This is a genomic window from Halosimplex rubrum (assembly GCF_013415885.1).
In the GTDB taxonomy this organism is placed as follows: Archaea; Halobacteriota; Halobacteria; order Halobacteriales; family Haloarculaceae; genus Halosimplex; species Halosimplex rubrum.
Genome location: NZ_CP058910.1, coordinates 559070 through 577547, shown reverse-complemented (window position 1 = coordinate 577547; position 18478 = coordinate 559070). Strand labels below are relative to the sequence as shown.

Sequence of the window (18478 nt, the reverse complement as noted above, 5' to 3'; positions counted from 1 at the left end):
AGGTACTTCCGTTCGGGCGTACATTGGTCGAGTATGACCCCCTCGCACGTGCTCGTCCCGCTCGACGGGTCACCGCTGGCCGACGAGGCGCTCGCCCACGCGCTGGAGACGTTCGACTGCCGGATCACCGTCCTGAACGTCGTCACGCCGCTCGACGCCTCGATGAGCGAGGGCGGCGTCCTCGAACCCGACGAGCGGCGCCGCGAAGACGCCCGCGAGCGTACTCAGTCGCTGGTCGAGAGCGCCCGCGGGGCCGCCGCCGAGGGCGACCGAACCGTCGAGACGGTCGTCGAGACCGGCGACCCAGCCGAGACGATCCTGGCGGCCGCCGAGGATATGGACGTCGACCAGATCGTCATGGGCGGCCACGGGGGCGACCGCTCCGATATCGGCCGCCGGCTCCTCGGGACCGTCGCGACGACCGTCGTCGGCGAGGCGCCCGTGACCGTGACCGTCGTTCGGTGAGCGGTCGGCGATCGCCGGAGTGGGTGCGGTGGCGCACGCGTCTCCCGCAGTGGCTGTCAGCCCGAAGACGCGGTCAGAAGTCCGTCTCGCCGGGGCCGTCCATCGTCTCGCCGAGCGCCTCGCGCGTGTCCGCGTCGTCGACCGAGAGCGCGCCCGCGACGGCCTCCATCGCGCCGTCGATGGGGTCGTGCGTCTCGACGAAGGCGGCGAGGGCGAACTCCCCGTCCGACACGCCGGCGAGTTCGACGGCTTCGGTGCGGGGCAGTTCCCCGGCCAGCCAGTCGGCGACGATCTCCCGGCCCATCGGGCCGACGGGGGAGACGTGCTCGCCGAACAGGTGCAGCGCCTTCGCCCCGTCGGTGGGCGCGACGCCGGCGACGCGAGCGGCGGCGCCGACGCGCTTGCCGGCGGCGTAGGCGTCGACGAGCGCCGCGGCTTCGCCGGGCGAGCAGGGCAACTCCTCGGCGAACGGCTCCAGCCGGTCGGCCAGCGGGTCGTCGACGCGGTCGACGGTGGCGACCCCGCCCGCGCGCTGCTCGTCGACGACCTCGATCCCCGCGGCGATGTCCGACAGCCCCATTGCCAGCGGCTTCGCCCGTCTCCGGTTTAATAGTTGGGAAACGAACACGACACTCGGCCGGACGGTCGACGGAAGCGGAAGCATGACTCTCCGGCGACGGGGGATACTTACGGCTGGCCGCGCCGAGAGAGTCCATGGCTGACTCACTGCGATACGGGATCGTCGGCTGCGCCGGCATCGGCAACACCCACGCCGAAGCGGTCGCCGAGGTCGACGGCGCCGACCTGGTCGCCTGCGCGGATCTGGACGCCGACGCCGCCGAGGCGTTCGCCGACGACCACGACGTGGCCCGCACCTTCGAAGACCCGGCGACGATGGTCGCCGAGGCGGATATCGACGCCGCGAGCGTCTGCACGCCGAGCGGGACCCACGCCGACGTGACGGCCGACCTCGCCGACGCCGGGGCGCACGTCCTCTGCGAGAAACCGCTGGACGTGACCGCCGAACGGGTCGATCGCATGGTCGCGGCCTGCGACGAGGCGGGCGTCACGCTGGCCGGCGTCTTCCAGCGGCGGTTCGACCCGGCGGTCCGTCGCGCGAAGCGCGCGGTCGAGGACGGCGAGATCGGCCGGCCGGTGCTGGCGGACACCCACCTCAAGTGGTTCCGTCCGCAGGCGTACTACGATTCGTCGGGGTGGCGCGGCACCCGCGAGATGGACGGCGGCGCGTTCATGAACCAGGGGATCCACTCGCTGGACGCCCTGCAGTGGGTCATGGGCGGCGTCGAGTCCGTGCAGGCCGAAGCGGCCGCGCTCGCCCGCGACCTGGAATGTGAGGACACCGGCGCCATGACGCTGCGCTTCGAGAGCGGCGCCGTCGGGACCGTCGCCGTCACGATGGCGACCAAGGGCGGCACCGACCGCACGGAGATCAACGGTACCGACGGGTCGCTCGCGCTCGGCGGCAACGGGATCGAGGTCCGCGTCGGCACCGGCGAGGAGACGCTGTGGGGCGCCGAGACCGAGTCGCGGGACCCGGCGGTCGAGAGCGCGGCGCACCCGGCCGGCACCGACCACGAGGGCGTCGTCCGGGACTTCGTCGACGCGGTCCGCGAGGGTCGCGAACCCGAGGCCCCCGCCCGCGAGGCCCGCGCCGCCGTCGACATCGTCCTCGCCGCCTACCGCTCCGCCGAAACCGGCGAGCGCGTCGCCCTCGACGAGGTCCGGAGCGACTGATCGCGCCATTCCAGTCTACAGCATCACAAGAAGAGATGTCATCTCCGCGTGTCCGTTAATATCGCCCACATCATCGCCTGAAACGCCAGTTTTATCGATTCTGATACTGTGAGGGGAGGTTTGAATATCGGGCATCGGAGTCAGTGAGGTATGCCGCGCCAGGTCGCAGCGGACACGGAGAAGTACACGATCGAGATCGACGAGAATATCGACGCGATAATCCACACGTGGGACGATTTCGCGGCCGGTCAGGCGTTCCGCGACGGCTGCAACGAGTTGCTCGACGTGGTCCGGCGCAACGACAAGTCGAAGATGATCATCGACACCAGCGGGATCCAGGCCCACGACGACGCGGACAAAGAGTGGCTCCAGGAGGAGTGGATCCCCAAGGTGATCGAGGCCGGTATCGGGTACAGCGTCACCGTCACCTCCGACAGCGTCATCTCCGAGATGGAGATGGAGGAGTTCGTCGACCAGACCCAGGACCACCCGTACACCAACGTCATGGCCGGCGACATGGGCGAGGCCCGCGAGTGGATCGACGAGCAGTAGCCCCGACCGATCACCGGCCCGCCGTCGGCTCGCGCTGCCGGTCGCCCCGTCGACTCACCACCTACCGGTAACCGGTCGGTGGATCGGCCGCGACAGGGGCCGAGACGGGGGGTCACCGCACCGTTTATTAACCCCCTTCCGGGCCAACCGTCGTGTATGAGCACGACAGTGACCGCGTGCCCGGAATGCGAGGGGAGTCTGCGAAGCGACGACAGCGAGACGGTCTGTGCCAACTGCGGCCTCGTCGTGGCCGAGGACAACATCGACCACGGCCCGGAGTGGCGCTCGTTCGAAGACGACGACACCAACCGCGAACGCACGGGCGCTCCGCTCACCCGGTCGCGCCACGACCGCGGACTCTCGACGGAGATCGGCCGGTCGACCCGTCTCAAGGGTCGCAAACGCCGGCGGATGGCCCGCCTGCGCCGTCAGCACAACCGCACGAAGGTCGGCTCGAAGGCCGAGCGCAACCAGGTGTACGGCTTCACGGAGATCCGCCGGCTCGTCGGCTCGCTCGGCCTCTCCGACCACATCCGCGACCGGGCCTGTGTCCTCTTCGAGTCCGCCCAGGACGAGGACCTGCTCCGCGGGCGCTCGTTGGAGGGGTTCGCCGCCGCGACCGTCTACGCCACCTGCCGCACGGCCGAGGTCTCCCGTACCGTCGACGAGGTCGTCGCCGACGCCCGTGCGTCGAAGGCCGAACTCTCGGCGGCGTACGACGCCCTGAATCGCGAACTCGGCCTCCCGACCGGCCCGATCGACCCCGCGGAGTACCTCGCGCGGTTCGCCAGCGAGCTGGACCTCCCGCAGGATCTGGAGGGCCGCGCCCGCGAGCTGGTCGAGCGCGCCCGCGACCTGGGCCACGTCGACGGCCGCAACCCCGCCGGCGTCGCCGCCGGCTGTCTCTACACCGCCGCCGACGAGCGGACCTACCCGCTCACCCAGGCCGAAGCGGCCGACGCCGCCGACGTGACGCCGGTCACGCTGCGGGCGACCTACCAGGCGCTGACCGACGACTGAGCCCCCGGCCGCGACCGCCCCACCGGCCTGAGACGGTGTCGCACACCGCCGATCCTGTTAAACCACGCGGGTATCAATCGAGTGACGATATGGGCGTGAACGCCGAGGGGTCGAGCGAGCCGGTGCCGGGCGACGGTGCGGGCGACGACTCGCGGCATCCGGTGGTGTGGTTGTTCGACGAGTACGCGCGGCCCTACTGGAAGTCGTTCGCCGGCGGATTGGCGCTGTCGACGTCGGAACAGTTCCCGTCCCGGCTCCAGACGGTGCTCATCGGCGTCGCCATCGACGCCGTCCTGCTCGGGAGCGGCCCGTTCCGACTGCCGCTGGTGCCGGACGCCTGGCTGCCGACGAGACAGGGCGCGCAGTTGCGCCTGTCGCTGGCCCTGCTGTTCGGGAGTTTCGCGGCCGTCGCCGTCCTGAACTTCACGAGCCGACGAGTGTTGGGTCGGTTCACCCAGGCGTTCCAGCACGAGGTCCGGACGGAGGTGTTCGACACCGTCCAGCGCCTGGAGATGGAGTACTTCGACAGCCACGACACCGGCGAGGTGATGAGCGTCCTCAACGACGACGTCCAGGAGCTGCAGTCGCTCGTCGGCGGCGTCCTCGCGCGCGGGCTCTCGCTGGTGACCGTCGCCGTCGCCTCCTACGCCTACCTGCTGTGGCTCAACTGGCAACTCGCGATCGTCCTCTCGTTCGTCCCGGTCGTCCTGTTCGGCATGAGCTACGGCTTCTCGCGGTGGATCGAGCCCAAACAGCTCGCCGTCCGCGAGCGCGTCGGCGACCTCAACAGCCGGCTGAACAACAACATCGACGGCGTCTCGGTCATCAAGGCGTTCGGCACCGAGTCGACCGAGCGCGAGCGCGTCCGCGACGCCTCCCGCGACCACCGAGCGGCCCAGTGGGACGCCCACTGGGCGTCGGCGACGATGGACCCCGTCACGCGAGCGGTCTCACAGCTCGCCCGCGTCCTCACGCTCGTTCTCGGCGGCGTCTGGGTCATCTCCGGCCCGCCGCTGTTTTTCACCGGCGTGCTCACGCCCGGCGCGCTGTACGTCTTCTACCGCTACGTCGGCTCGCTCATGGTGGCGATGCAGGGCGTCGCCGAGGTGGTCGACGCCTACCAGACCGGCAAGGCCGCCGCGACCAGGCTACAGGGCGTCGTCGAACACGACGCCGTCGTCGACCGCCCCGACACCCGCGAGCTGGCCGACCCCGACGGCGCAGTCACCTACGACGACGTGACGTTCACCTACCCCAGCCGTGACGAACCGACGCTCTCGAACGTCTCCTTCGACGCGGACCCGGGAGAGACGGTCGGGATCGTCGGCCCCACGGGAGCGGGCAAGTCGACGGTCCTGAAGCTCTTGCTCCGGTACTACGACGCCGACCGGGGGACGATCGGCGTCGACGGGACGGACGTGCGCGACGTGACCGTCGAGAGCCTCCGCGACTCGATCGGCTACGTCAGCCAGGACCCGTTCCTGTTCTACGGCACGGTGCGGGAGAACGTCGCCTACGCCAGGCCCGAGGCCGCCGACGAGGCGGTCGTCGAGGCGGCGAAACTCGCGGGCGCCCACGAGTTCGTCGTCGACCTTCCGGAGGAGTACGACACGATGGTCGGCGAACGCGGCGTGAAACTCTCGGGCGGCCAGCGCCAGCGGATCGCCATCGCCCGCGCCATCCTCCGCGACCCGGCGATCCTCGTCCTCGACGAGGCGACCAGCCACGTCGACAACGAGACCGAGGTCCTGATCCAGCGGACGCTGGACGAACTCGCGGCCGACCGCACCACCTTCGTCGTCGCCCATCGGCTCTCGACGGTGCGCGACGCCGACCGCATCCTCGTGGTCGACGACGGCGAGATCGCCGAACGCGGCACACACGAGCAACTACTGGAGCGGGACGGGCTCTACGCCAACCTCTGGCACGTCCAGGTCGGTGACGTGACCGCGCTGCCCGACGCGTTCTTAGAGCGCGTTCGTCGAGGTGAGTCGGCATGAGCGCCACCGAGGACGGCGGCGACCCCTACCGCGCCGACGCCGATTGGCCGGTGCTCGCGCTCCTGCGCGAGTACGGCCGTCCGCACCTCCCCTACGCGCTGGCCGGACTGGTCGTCCGACTGCTCTGGATGCTCCCCGGCCACGCCAACCCGCTGATCGTCGGCTACCTGTTCGACACCGTCTTCAGCGACACCACCCCGTTCACGCTCCCGCTGGTCTCCTCCGGGCTGGTCCCCGAGACTCAACTCGGCCAGCTGTCCCTCCTCGTCGGCCTGATCCTGACGATATCGGTCGTGGGGCAGGCCGTCGAGTGGACCCGCTCGCTGCTCTGGGGGGTGTTCGCCTACCGGCTCCAACACGACGTGCGCGTCGACGCCTACGACACCGTCCAGCGCCTGGAGATGGACTTTTTCGACGACCACCAGACCGGCGAAGTGATGAGCATCCTCAACAACGACGTCGACGCGATGGAGGGCTTTTTCACGGATACCATCGACGACGCGCTGACCGTCGTCACCCGCCTGACCGCCTACGCCGTCCTCATGGCGCTGTTGAACTGGCAGTTCGCCATCGTCGCGCTCGCCGTCACGCCCGTCATCGTCGTCGCCAACTACGTCTTCTCGCGGTACATCGGCGAGATCTACGGCCGCGTCCGCGAGACCCAGGGCAAACTCAACGCCCAGCTGCGCGCCTCGATCAGCGGGATCTCGGTCGTGAAGGCCTACACCGCCGAACCGCACGAACGCGAGCGCGTCGAGCGGTCCTCACAGAACGTGGTCGACGCCTTCCTCGACGCCATCGACCTGGGGTCGTACCACTACCCGATGATGCGCTTCCTGACCGGCGTCGCCGTCGCGCTGACCTTCGGCGTCGGTGCGTTCTGGGTGGTCGAGGGGCCGCCCGGACCGTTCACCGAGCCGCTGACGACCGGGGCCTTAGTCACCTACCTGATCTACGTCCAGCACCTCAGCTGGCCGCTCCAGGAGGTCGCGAGCGTCGTCGAGAGCTATTCGAGCGCCGACGCCTCCGCCCAGCGCCTGCTGGGCGTCCGGACCGCCGCCCAGTCCGTCGAGGAGCGCGACGACGCCACCGGGTTGACCGACGTCCGCGGCCGCGTCGGCTACGAGGACGTGACCTTCAGCTATCCGGAGAGCGAGCGCGACGACGCGCCCGGCGGGGACGGCGCGGCCGCCGGCCCCGTCGTCGAGGACGTGAGCTTCGACGTCGAACCCGGCGAGACCGTCGGCATCGTCGGGCCGACCGGCGCCGGCAAGTCCACCCTCCTCAAGCTGCTCGTCCGCTTCTACGACGTGGACGAGGGGTCGGTCCGCGTGGACGGGACGGACGTGCGCGATCTGACGCTGGAGAGCCTCCGCGGCGCGGTCGGGTTCATCGGCCAGGACCCGTTCCTCTTCTCGGGGACGATCCGCGAGAACGTCGCCTACGGGAGTCCCGAGGCGGACGCCGACGCCGTCCGGGCGGCGCTCGAACGCGCCGAGGCCGACGCGTTCGTCGCGGACCTGCCGGACGGCATCGACACGACCATCGGCGAACGCGGCGTGAAACTCTCGGGCGGCCAGCGCCAGCGGATCTGTCTCGCCCGCGTCATGCTCCACGATCCGGCGATCCTCGTCCTCGACGAGGCGACCAGCCACGTCGACAACGAGACCGAGGCGCTCATCCAGCGCTCCATCGAGTCCGTCGTCGCCGACCGCACCACGCTCGTCGTCGCTCACCGCCTCTCGACGGTCAAGGACGCCGACCGCATCGTCGTCCTCGACGACGGCGAAGTCGTCGAGCAGGGTTCTCACGAGGACCTGCTCGGCCGCGACGGTCTCTACGCCACGCTCTGGCAGGTCCAGGTCGGCGACGTGCAGTCGCTGCCCGAAGCGTTCGTCGACCGGATCGAACGCCGCGCCGACGCGCTCGACGACTGACCGGGCGCGTCTCACGTTCCTCGTCCGTTCTCGCCCGCTTCAAGCGACCCTCCCGTGCGGTCGACACGCTCGTTCGACGGTCTCGGCGAGGTCCGCGAAGGCGTCCGCGGCCGGCGATTCCGGGCGGTGAACCCCCACCGGGACGCCGGCGGCCTGCGCGTCGGCGACCGCGGTCGATTCGGGGACCGTCGCGACGGGACCCCCGAGTTCCCGGGCTACCAGCTCCGTCGGCGACGTCTCGCTCGCGCGGTTCAGGACGATGGCGGCCAGCCCGGCGTCGAGTTCGCGGGCGAGCGCCCGAGCACGGAGGGCGTCGCCCAGCGCCGGCGGCGCGGGCTGGGTCACGAGGACGCAGGCCTCGGCGACGAGCAGGCCCAGCCCCACGTCGCCGCACATCCCCGCCGGACAGTCGACGACGACGCGGCCGTACTCGTCGCGGACCGTCTCGACCGCCGCGACGAGCTCCGTCGGCTCGCAGGCCCGCGCGCCGGCCAGCGAGCGCCCGCAGGGCAGCAGCGCGACCGGCCCGCTCTCCCTGACGGCCTCGACCGCGTCGGCCCGGCCGGCGAGTACGTCGTGCAGGTCCGGTCCCCGGTCGACCGGTAGGTCCGCCATCGCCAGGTCCGCGTCGACGACGACCGCGTCCAGCTCCGCACCGAGGTTGTACGCCACCGTCGACTTGCCGACGCCGCCCTTCCCGCCGACGACGGCGAGGATCATGGCCCCCCGCCGTCGACCCGCGTCTCGCGGCCGTCGGCCCCGCCTCCGCCGACCCGTTCGCCGGCTCGACCCGCGGTCTGGCCGTCACGGCCGCTCTCACCCGCACGGGCGAGCAACTCGTCGATCCGGTCGCGAACCCGCCGCAACGCTCGCCGGTCCGCCGCGACGGCCGCCTCGAGACCACCGTCTGCGCTCGCGTCACCGTCCGGTCGTCCCGTTTCGACGGGAGTCGCGTCGAGTCGCTCGTCGACATCGCGGAGCCACGCCCGGACGGCGCCCGGGACGACGAACCGTTCCGAGTCCCCGGCCGCGTCGGTCGACTGCGTCGTGTCGCTGGCCGCCCGTGTCCGTCCACGCGCCGTCCCGCCCTCACCGCCGACCTCCCGTGCCGTGGCGGCTCCGTCCGAGGGTTCCGGAGGGACGACTTCGGGGACGGGAACGCTGTCCCGCGGGACGACGGGGTCGCCGAGGTCGCGGACGACGCCGGCCGGCGTCGACTCGACCGCGGGCGCCGGTTCCGTAGACCGAGGCTCGGACTCCTCGTCGACTTCCGCCGCCGGGACCGTCGAGACGACCTCCGCGGGCGGGTCCGCGGGCCGGGCCGGTGTCGCGTAGCCGACCGTCAGCCGCCCGTCGGCCGGGACCCGTCCGGCGAACGCGTCGCCGTCCCAGCCGGCCGCCGGCTGTCCGCGCCGTCGCGGCGGCCACACCGGGCCGTCCAGCCGGTTCTCGACGCGTACCCGACAGGGACGGTCGGCCGCGACGACGAGCGAGACGAGCGTCACTCCGTCGCTCCGTTCGCAACTCCACTCGAGCGTGACCATGGCGGCGCTGGTCGCCCGTTCCGATATAAACTCACGGACGGTCCCCGACTCCGTGCCCTCCCGGCGGAGCCCGCGCGACCGCCTCCGCTCAGACCCGGATCACGGTCGCGTCCAGCCACTCGACGGCCGCCGCACCGCTCTCGAACCGGTCGCAGGCCACCACGACCGGCGCTCGAAACGCGGCGACCCGCCCTACTGCGAGCGCCGCGGTGACCCCCCGAACCGCGAACGGGTCCTCGTCCTCGGTATCGTCGGGCCCACCGGGCACCGCCGCGAGCGCCCGCTCGTACTCCTCGCGGATCCGCTCGACGAGGTGCGCGCGGGCGCGCCGTTCGAGGTTCGCCTTTCGGTCTTCGAGTCGCCGCCGGCGCTCGCGGGCGTCGCGGCTCTCGCGAGCGAGTCGCTCGGCCCGCTCGACGGCCTCCCGCGCGGCGGCCCGCTCGGTCTCGCGCTCGCTGAGTTCGCGGGTCGCCTCGGCCAGCTCGGCCTCCAGGTCGTTCACGTCCCGGCCCGCCTCGCGGCCGGCCTGGATCCGCCCGCGCAGCGCCGCCACCCGCTCGCGGATCCGATCGACGGCGTCGTCGGTCCCCGCCAGCCGCTCCCTGGGCGCGTCCAGATCCGGCGGCTCCGGGACGGTCAGCTCGGCCAGTTCCTCGCGTACGTCGGCGAGCGCCTCGTCTTGGGGTGTCTCCCCGCCCCGCGACCGCGCCGCCGCGGCCAGCGCGGTCCGGACCCGAACACACATCGACGGGCCCAGGAGTCCGACGTGGTCGTGGACGGGTCGCGGCCGCGGACAGTCGACGACCGGGCCGGGCGGCTCTTCGGCCTCGCCGTCGCCGGTCGGCGACTCGCGCCGCACCGCCGCGGCGACCCGGTCGCGATCGAGCCCTCGGTCGCGCAGGTCCACGACCCGGCCGCTCGCGGACTCGCCGTCCGGTCCCGGCGTGAATCGCACCCGTTCGCTCATAATTCGACGTCGCGCATCCGATCGGGGTCGGGATGGGCGCTCCCGTCGGCGAACGTCGCGTAGGGCAGCGCCGGCCGGTCGCGACCCTCGTAGGCCGTCGCGGCCTCCCTGATCGACTCGTCGACGGCCTCGTACTCGTTGAACGGCCGCGTCCGCTCGACCTGCACGTCGCCCCCGTGTTTCTCGCGGAGCCGCAGCGCCTGGAACGCCGCGAACTCCGTCTCGGCCAAAAGCGCCACCCGCCCGAACCGCCGGACGACGACCTCCTCGTGGGTTCGGCAGATGTTCCGGAGCGTCCCCCGCGCCGCCCGCGAATAGGTCACCACCAGTAGCACGGGCGGCGATTGTATCCTCTCCCGACATAAAGTTATCGAAAGAACAGAACGAACGGGTGTCAGAAGTTACTGCAGGAGGTGGCGCTTGCGGGTCTCGGGGCCGTCGTCGCCGAACTCGACGACGGCGTCGAACAGCGAGGCGATGCTGTCGACGGTCGTGCGGTCGTGAGCGGTCGGGTCGATGTGGAAGTGCGCCCGCGCGTCGGCGGCGTACAGCTGGCCGGTGACCGCGTGGAGGAACTCGTAGGCGGTCTCCACGTCGACGTACTGGAGCAACGCCGTCAGGGAGTCGAAGCAGACGACCGGCGGCGTCTCCCATCCCGAGAGCAACTCGCCGATAGTGATCCCCAGACCCGTCAGGTCGCTCGGCGAGGAGACGTGTTCGACGGTGACGCCGTCGGGCCGACTCCCCGGCGATTCGCCGACGACGACGACCGCCGCCTCGGCTGGCCGCTCGTCGGTCTCGGCGACCCACTGGTCGACGCAGTCGGTCGCGTCGCTCCGGAAGGTCACCCACAGCGCGGTCGCGCCCGCCGGGTTCGACGGGATCAGCAGGTCCGTACAGGCCTCGGCCTCGCCGCCGCTCATCGACGGCGCGCACAGCAGGACGTTCCGGGCGTCGGCCAGTTCTGTGTGCAGGTCGGTCATCCCAGTGTCCGTTCAGCCGACTTAGCCGCGGCGCGCTCAAAATCCTTCCGTTCCGGGGGTTGCAGGGCGCTCCCGACGGTTGCGCCCGTCACTCCCCGTCGAATCGCTCGACGGCGAACCGACCGGGCCGGTCGACCAGTTCGCGAACCCGCTCGCGGGCGCCCTGTTTCGACCCCGCCAGCACGACCGTCCCGTCGACCGCCGCGCTCCCGTCCCCACTCCCGGCCTCCTCGGCGCTCTCGACCCGGTAGGCCGCCAGGTCGCCCTCGAACTCCGTGGCGTAGGTCCGCAGCGTCCCCCGCACTTCGCGCTCCAGTCCCGACAGGTCCATCTCCCCGTCCTCGAACCGGCGGAGCGCGTCCTCGACGTTGCGAAGCGCGGAGATACGGTCCATGGCCGGTCACGTGGTCCGGAGGTAGTCCGTGCGGGGTTCGTACACCTCGCCTTTCTGTTTGAGCTGTTCGATCTCGTGTTCGGCCTTGGTCTGGTCCATGCCGATCTCCTCGGCGCGGTCGGCCACCACGTCCACCGGCGCGCCCTCGTCGTACTCGTCTTCGAGGTCCTCGATGAGCTGCTTGATGTTCTTGATGCGGTCGCGCTGGCTCTTGGTCGTCCCGGCCTCGATCATGTCGGCGTCGAGTTCGCCCGTTTCGGGGTCGACGCCCACGTCTTCCATACAGGAGCGGACGATCTCGATGACCCGCTGGGAGTCCTCGGCGGTCACCTTGTCCGACAGGCGGACCCGCGCAGAGGCCTCGGCCAGTCGCACCGTCGCCTCCAGTTTCCGCGCGGTGACCGGCACCGCCGCGTCCTCGTCTGCGCCCTGGGTCCGCAGGTCGACGTAGAAGTCCTCGATCTCCTCGCGGGCCGCCTCGGTCATCGTCGGGTAGCAGTTTCGCTTCGCGTAGGCGATGTACTTCCGGAGGAGTTCCGGCTCGATCGTCGGCGCCACGTCGTCGGTGACGTTCTCGACCTCCTCGTCGCTGAAGTTCGAGGAGTTCGACTCCACTCGGTGGGTGTGCAGCTCCCCCGCGTAGTTCGTCCGCAGGATGTGGCCCGCCAGGTTCCGGTCTTTCTCCTCGTTGGGCTGGTCGGTGACCGTGAAGATCAGGTCGAACCGCGAGATGAGCGCCGGTTCCAGGTCGATCTGCTCGCTGATGGGCTCGTACTGGTCGAAGCGGCCGTACTTCGGGTTGGCCGCGCCGAGCAACGAGCACCGAGACTTCAGCGTCGCGTTGATACCGGCCTTCGAGACGCTGATCTCCTGCTGTTCGAGCGCCTGGTGCATCGCCGAGCGGTCGTCGGCGGCCATCTTGTCCAGCTCGTCGACCGCCGCGATGCCCTGGTCCGCCAGCACGAGCGCGCCCGCTTCCAGCGTCCACTGCTGGCCGTCGCCGAAGTCGTCTCGCACGGCGGCCGCGGTGAGCCCGGCCGAACTACTACCCTTCCCCGAGGTGTAGACCGAACGCGGAGCGATGTTTTTGATATACGACAACATCTGTGAGTTGTGCGAGACGACGCCGTTCGACACGTAGTTGTGCGTCCCCTCGATTTCGAGGTCGTACACCCACTCCTCGTTCGGTTCGATGGGTTCGATCGACTCGATGCAGTCCCACGAAGTGTCGCCCTCGACCAATGCTTCGAGAGCTTCGAGATCTTGTCTTAGCGCGGTGGCACCCCCGCCGTCCGCGTGGGCCTCCGGTGCCGAACCGTCGGTCGAGTCGATCTCCTCGAGTCTCGATTTGAACGCCTGAACGACCGCCGAGAGACTTTCGCGGCTGGGATTTCTTCGACCACGTTCGTAGTGTTGGTAGGTCGCCCGCGGGATTCCGCAGTCGTGCTGGGTCAGACCTAACCCGTCTCGGATCCGCTTGAGGTCCGTACCAATGCCGGGGATCACGTCGAGATTCGTGTTGCCCGAATGGTCATCGTATTCGGCGCAGGCTTCGGCCTTCCGTTCGGTGATGAACCCGACGCACTGAACGTATTTCGCGAACGACTCACCGGAGATCCTGAGACGGCAGCTCCCGTTCTCCCGTGGCTGCAACTGCGAGGAGATCCCGAGAGAGAGGAGTAGCGAGCGGACCTCTTCCACAAGTCGCTGGCTCATCGAAGCAACGGTTATCTCCCGTTGTGACGCCGAGACGTGGCCTTCGCCCTCGATGTACCCCTTGAGGAACGCGACCTTGACTTCTTCTGTCGCCTGCATTAACGGCCGTGGTACACGCTGCTGGCTGGAAGACTCGAGCAACGTCTCATCCAACTGCCGAAGGAAACTGACGAACTCACCGGCAGAGCACAGCAACTCCCTGGCATCTTTCCCGTCGTGGGACGCTCGTTCGGTGACGTTCAGGTTGAGCGATTCGATGACCGCTGTCGCGTCGTCGAGCACCTCCCGATCGTTGTTCGTGATCGAGACGAATCCCGTGTTGTCATCACGCTGTTCGACGTACCCCTCGGCGACGATGTAGCCCAGTAGCCGCGCGAGGTCCGGTGTCCACCCGTCGGGTAGATCGAGATCGATCCGGTTGTGTGCCCGAGACTCTCTGAAATCCACGTCGAGCTCCGTCTGGCCCTCGGCCGGAAGCCGCCGAGGAACGGCGACGAAGTCTCCTTCTGTCAGGTCCTCCGCTTTCGTCGGCTCGAACCGGCCACCGGACTGGACGAACAACGGATGTGACGGCGTCACGTCGAGTTCGCGACCCGTCGACGTACGAATGCGATACATCCGGTCAGGGGCCTCTCGCTTCCAGACTTTCGTCGCTTGCTGGGGAGCGATAGCTCCGTTCTCCTGTAGTGACGGGACCTCGAAGTCGACGGTGTCCCACACCCCGTCGTCGACGGGCTTGGGATCCTCCAGGTTCTCCTCGACGAGCTCTCGGATCGGTACTTCCGATCCGTCCGCGAGCGTCACTCTCGTATCCCCGCGCACGCACTTACCCGTACCCGGGTCACCGATCAGGAGCATGTGCAGGTCTCCACGGATCCGCGACTCGTCAGGAAGGTGTTTTGTCACGCCCGAGAACAGCTGGAGGATCATCGAGAGCTTCTCGCGCTCGTAGCCGTAGATCGAGGGGGCGATGGCGCCGACCATCTCGTCGTAGATGTTCTCGCGGCCCGAGAGTTCGATTATCTCCTGTTTGTCCTCCTCGGTGATGTCCATCTCCTCGAACTGCTCGTCCTCGATCTCGATCGAGAAGCCGTCCATGTACGTGTCGAACATGGGCGACTGGTCCTGGTCGTTGCCCTGCTGGTCGAGCTTGAGAACGCCGCTGACGCGGACGTGGTCGCCCGCCGTCACCTCGCCGGTGATGTCGTCCTCGATGTTCACGTCGATGCTCTGTGGGGTCTCGCCGCCGCGTAATCCCTCGGGAGACTCCTGAACGCGGATCTTCTGGGCGTCGATGAACTCCGACTGGTCGAAGTTGACGCGGAAGGGGCCCTGTCGCTCACAGCCCTGGCACTCGTGGGGCTCCTGGAAGTCGCCGGACTGCTGAGGGATGCGCGTGAGCGTGCCACAGCGCTGGCACTCGAAGGCCGCCTGGGTGATCTTGGGCTTGACGTCGGTGGCCTTGCGGACGACGCCCTGGACGGCGATGAGCTGGCCGCGGTGGTCGGCGCGGATCTCGCGGATGTCCGTCGACTCGGGGAGGTTGTGGATGCGGACGTGGGCCTGCCCGAGCTTCACGTCGACGGGGAGGTCGTACAGTCGCAGGGCCTCCTCGGCGTAGTCGCGCAGGTCCTCGGGATGGGAGCGCACGTCGTCGGCCAGGTCGGGGTCGAACCGATAGATGTCCCCCCAGTCGAGATACAGCGACTTCTGCTCGGTCGGGTACTTCTGGGCGAGCTCGCCGATCTCGTTGCGGTAGTAGTCCCGATAGAGCTCCTCGAAGGAGTCTATCAGTTCGGTGTTCTCGGCGCGCGCCATTGGGTGAACCCAGCTTACCCCTCCCTCGGGTAAGAAGGTTCGCAAACCGGAGCGGAAGTGAACCCCCCGGTCGGCGAGGCCCTCGCAGTCGCGCGCTCACCAACTTACTTCGTAGGTGCATCGGTCCGCGCCGTCGGTCCGGCAGGCGCCGACCTCGCAGACGCAGACGAAGCCGTCGGCGTGGGCGACGGCGGCCCCTTCGACGATGCCGCGGTCGAACACGCAGGGGTACGGCGTCCGGCACTCGACGCGACCGTCCTCGTCGCCGATCTGACGGAACGCGTAGCCACCGGGGTCGCCGCCGCGGTGGCCGGCGCGACACACGTCGTCGAGCGCCGTCAGTCCCGCCGGGACGCTCCCGGCGCCGTCCGGGAACGACACCGCCCGGGCGATGCGCTGGCCGAGCGCGTGGACGGCCTGGTCGCCGACGATGTCGTGGATGTCCGCCACGGCGTCGACGTAGCCCGCGAGCGCGTACCACTCCCCGGGTTCGGCGTCGGCGAGGCCGGCCGCTTCGAGTACGAGCAGCGCCGACTCCCGCGAGTCGGCCGAGAACTTCTCCACGCCGGCGACGACCGCCCGGACCCACTCCCCGCTCACCTCGATCCCAGTGACGGGTCGGTCGCCGCGTGCGGGATTCATACTTCTAGGGAGTCCCTCGTACGTAAAATGCACACGGCCAAACCAGTTAGGAGCGCGGACCGCCCGCAGATTCCGGAGAGAGATATCGGAGGGTAGGAGATACCAGAGGTACGGTCGCCCTCGCTGTCCGCCCCGCGGCCGAGCGCCCCTCGGCCACTCGGCAGTAGGGGCCACCACAGTATCAATCACTGCCCTCAATATCGGGGGAACTGATCGTCCGTTCGCCCCTTCGTCGGTTGTTTCGCGCCGTGATAACCCTCCGATGTATTTTTGTGTGTGAATCGATGACACAGACTTGATGTCGGGTCAAGGGCAATCCTCAGGCGAAAAGACGTGTCCGGACTGTTCGGCCGAACTCGTGCAAGACGGGCCGAAGAAGTACTACTGTACCACTTGCGGCTACTCGCGCAACGAGAGGGTCTGAGCGGAGTCGGTCGAATCTATCTCTGTCGACTCGCGTGGTTTCGGGTTTAGTGGGCTAGCGCTTCTCGAATTCGGCCGTCTTCGACCTATCCCGTTTCGGCGCCCAGCCGGACGGTCGTCCCGTCCGCGTCCGCGAGGATGTCGTACTCCGCACGTCGAGGTCGACACGGACGGGAAGAGAGATGGGATCGCCCAGATTTGAACTGGGGGTACAGCGTCCCAAACGCTGAAGGTTACCAAGCTACCCCACGATCCCGCGTTCCATATTCGGTGCGACGCAGGGTAAAGCGTTTCGTTGCGGCCCGCCGTCGCTTTCGTCAGTGCGCCGTCAGCCGCGGACGGACTCTCACAGCCCCCAGAACGCGTAGATACCGAGCGTCGTGACGGCGGCGAAGATGAGCTGGAGCGGCGTCCCCACTTTGAGGTAGTCGGAGAAGCGGTAGCCGCCGGGGCCGTAGACGAAGAGGTTGGTCTGGTAGCCGATGGGGGTCATGAAGGCCGTCGAGGCCGCGAAGGTGACGGCGAGGATAAAGGAGAAGGTCTCGACGCGGAGCTGCCGGGCGGCCTCGACGGCGACGGGGATCATGAGGACGACGCTGGCGTTGTTGCTGATGATGTTCGTGAGGAGGGCGGTGACGAGGTACATCAGGGCGAGCACGCCCAGCGGGGGGAGGAACGTGGCCGACTGGACGACCAGGTCGGCGATCAGGTCGGCGCCGCCGGTGTTCTCCAGGGCGATGCCGAGCGGGATGACGCCGGCGAGTAGGAAGATCACGTCCCACTGGACGGCGTCGTACACCTCCGTCGACTTGAGACAGCCGGTGAGGACCATCAACAGGGCGCCGGTCAGCGCGGCGACGACGATGGGGAGGACGCCGATGGCGGCGACGCCGACGACGGCGCCGACGATGCCGATGGCGACGGGGATCTTCGAGCGGCGGTAGTCGGGGCGGTCGATCTCCTGGGCGACGATGAAGTCGCGGTTGACGTTGAGGCGTTCGATGCTGTCGGGCGGCCCCTGGATCAGGAGGGTGTCGCCGACGCGGAGGCGCACGTCGTCCATGCGCTGGCGGAACAGCTCCTGTCCGCGCCGCAGGGCGAGGACGGTCGCGTCGTAGCGCTGGCGGAAGTTGGTCGTCCGGAGCGTCTCGCCGACGAGGTTCGACCCCGGCGCGATCACGACTTCGACGAGGTTGTCGCGCTCGTTGGGCTCTTCGAGTTCGGCCTCGGTGACTTCGACTTCGGGGAGGAGGTCGAGCCCCTCGGCGTCGGAGATCTCCACGAGCGTGTCGCGGTCGGTCCGTACCGCGAACACGTCGCCGGCCTGGATCGTCTTCGGGTCGAGCGGTTCGGTGAACGCCCGGTCGCCGCGGATCAACTGGACGAGGTCGATGTCGAAGTCCGTCTCGCGGAGCGCGTCTCTGACGGTCCGTCCGACGAGCGGCGAGTCGTCGCGGACGACGACTTCGGTGAGGTACTCGCCCATCTCGAACTCGGCGGTGAGGTCACGCGCGACGGGGATGCGCTCGGGCGTCAGCCAGCGGCCGACCGTCAGCAGGTACGCCGCGCCGACGATCGAGACGACGACTCCCAGCTGCGTGAACTCGAACATGGTGAACGTCCGGCCGATGAGCCGGCCGGAGAGCTCGGAGGCGAGGATGTTCGTCGAGGTGCCGATCAGCGTGAGCATCCCGCCGAACATCGAGGCGTACGACAGCGGGATGAGCAGTTTCGAGGGGGAGGTCTTCCCCTCGTGGGCCAGGTCGGTGACCATCGGCAGGAGGATGGCGACGGCGGCGGTGTTGTTGATGAACCCCGAGATGGGGCTGACGACGCCGATGATGGCGCCGAGCTGGCGGGACTCGCTGTCGCGGGTGACGGCGGCGATCTTCGACCCGAGGATCTGGACGACGCCCGTGCGCTGGACGCCCTCCGAGAGGACGAACATGGCGAGGACGGTCAGCGTCGCCGAGCTGGCGAACCCGGAGAGACCGTTCTCGGTGGCCGAGACGCCCTCGGCGGGGTCGCTCAACACGACCAGCGGCTCGGCGAGCAGGCCCCAGTCGGCGGCGGTCGCCGACAGCGGTTCGACGAGCAGTAGGGCGACGAGGACGCCGATAGCGGTGATGTCGACGGGGACGGGTTCGGTGGCGAAGAGGATCAGCGCGGCGAGGATGACGAGGAAGACGAAGGTCGCGCCGGCGGTGATCCCGAATGGCACGTCCGAATTGTTGCGGTGAGACGGGAAAAAGGCCACTCATC

At 69.2% G+C, this 18478-nt stretch carries 16 protein-coding genes and 1 tRNA gene; 6 read left to right on the top strand and 11 right to left on the bottom strand.

Annotated elements, in window-relative coordinates:
• Positions 1–33: 33 nt before the first annotated feature.
• On the top strand, positions 34–465 hold the full coding sequence (locus HZS55_RS02900) for a universal stress protein (protein WP_179910256.1): 432 nt from the start codon (positions 34–36) through the stop codon (positions 463–465).
• A gap of 73 nt (positions 466–538) precedes the next feature.
• Here the strand turns inward: HZS55_RS02900 and HZS55_RS02895 are convergent, their stop codons facing one another.
• Positions 539–1045 (bottom strand): DUF7858 family protein, encoded by a 507-nt coding sequence (locus HZS55_RS02895; RefSeq protein ID WP_179910255.1) that lies wholly within the window; start codon positions 1043–1045, stop codon positions 539–541.
• Positions 1046–1179: 134 nt separating this feature from the next.
• Between HZS55_RS02895 and HZS55_RS02890 the strand changes: the two genes are divergently transcribed.
• The 5 genes from HZS55_RS02890 (at position 1180) to HZS55_RS02870 (ending at position 7729) form a co-directional block, all read left to right on the top strand.
• Positions 1180–2220, top strand: a complete 1041-nt coding sequence (locus HZS55_RS02890; protein ID WP_179910254.1) for a Gfo/Idh/MocA family protein — start codon at positions 1180–1182, stop codon at positions 2218–2220.
• Positions 2221–2370: 150 nt separating this feature from the next.
• Positions 2371–2772: a hypothetical protein gene (locus HZS55_RS02885; protein WP_179910253.1), complete on the top strand. Its 402-nt coding sequence runs from the start codon at positions 2371–2373 to the stop codon at positions 2770–2772.
• Positions 2773–2928: 156 nt separating this feature from the next.
• Positions 2929–3792 carry a transcription initiation factor IIB gene (locus HZS55_RS02880; protein WP_179910252.1) on the top strand — a complete coding sequence of 288 codons (864 nt, stop codon included), beginning with the start codon at positions 2929–2931 and terminating at the stop codon, positions 3790–3792.
• A gap of 89 nt (positions 3793–3881) precedes the next feature.
• A complete protein-coding gene (locus HZS55_RS02875; RefSeq protein ID WP_179910251.1) occupies positions 3882–5792 on the top strand; it encodes an ABC transporter ATP-binding protein in 1911 nt (636 codons plus the stop codon).
• Positions 5789–7729 carry an ABC transporter ATP-binding protein gene (locus HZS55_RS02870; protein WP_179910250.1) on the top strand — a complete coding sequence of 647 codons (1941 nt, stop codon included), beginning with the start codon at positions 5789–5791 and terminating at the stop codon, positions 7727–7729. Before HZS55_RS02875 ends, HZS55_RS02870 begins: the two co-directional genes overlap by 4 nt.
• A 39-nt stretch (positions 7730–7768) precedes the next feature.
• Here the strand turns inward: HZS55_RS02870 and HZS55_RS02865 are convergent, their stop codons facing one another.
• The 10 genes from HZS55_RS02865 to HZS55_RS02820 all read right to left on the bottom strand — a co-directional run bounded on the left by HZS55_RS02865 (position 7769) and on the right by HZS55_RS02820 (position 18437).
• Complete coding sequence (locus tag HZS55_RS02865; RefSeq protein ID WP_179910249.1) at positions 7769–8449, bottom strand: nucleotide-binding protein; 681 nt, start codon at positions 8447–8449, stop codon at positions 7769–7771.
• Entirely contained in the window at positions 8446–9273 is an 828-nt protein-coding gene (locus tag HZS55_RS02860; protein ID WP_179910248.1) for a DUF7857 domain-containing protein, read from the bottom strand. Before HZS55_RS02860 ends, HZS55_RS02865 begins: the two co-directional genes overlap by 4 nt.
• An 88-nt stretch (positions 9274–9361) precedes the next feature.
• Positions 9362–10240, bottom strand: coding sequence for a DUF7856 family protein (locus HZS55_RS02855; protein ID WP_179910247.1), 879 nt, complete (start codon positions 10238–10240; stop codon positions 9362–9364).
• The gene (locus HZS55_RS02850; RefSeq protein ID WP_179910246.1) at positions 10237–10575 is read right to left on the bottom strand and encodes a DUF7855 family protein; all 339 of its coding nucleotides are present in this window, start codon (positions 10573–10575) and stop codon (positions 10237–10239) included. Before HZS55_RS02850 ends, HZS55_RS02855 begins: the two co-directional genes overlap by 4 nt.
• A 66-nt stretch (positions 10576–10641) precedes the next feature.
• The gene (locus HZS55_RS02845; RefSeq protein ID WP_179910245.1) at positions 10642–11223 is read right to left on the bottom strand and encodes a DUF7504 family protein; all 582 of its coding nucleotides are present in this window, start codon (positions 11221–11223) and stop codon (positions 10642–10644) included.
• 88 nt (positions 11224–11311) lie between these two features.
• Positions 11312–11617, bottom strand: coding sequence for a DUF7854 family protein (locus HZS55_RS02840; RefSeq protein WP_179910244.1), 306 nt, complete (start codon positions 11615–11617; stop codon positions 11312–11314).
• Between the two features lie 6 nt (positions 11618–11623).
• Positions 11624–15151 carry an LAGLIDADG family homing endonuclease gene (locus HZS55_RS02835; RefSeq protein WP_179910243.1) on the bottom strand — a complete coding sequence of 1176 codons (3528 nt, stop codon included), beginning with the start codon at positions 15149–15151 and terminating at the stop codon, positions 11624–11626.
• Positions 15152–15247: 96 nt separating this feature from the next.
• Positions 15248–15793 carry a hypothetical protein gene (locus HZS55_RS02830; protein ID WP_179910242.1) on the bottom strand — a complete coding sequence of 182 codons (546 nt, stop codon included), beginning with the start codon at positions 15791–15793 and terminating at the stop codon, positions 15248–15250.
• Between the two features lie 606 nt (positions 15794–16399).
• Positions 16400–16472, bottom strand: a tRNA-Pro gene (locus tag HZS55_RS02825).
• 90 nt (positions 16473–16562) lie between these two features.
• A complete protein-coding gene (locus HZS55_RS02820; RefSeq protein ID WP_179910241.1) occupies positions 16563–18437 on the bottom strand; it encodes an SLC13 family permease in 1875 nt (624 codons plus the stop codon).
• Positions 18438–18478 lie beyond the last annotated feature (41 nt).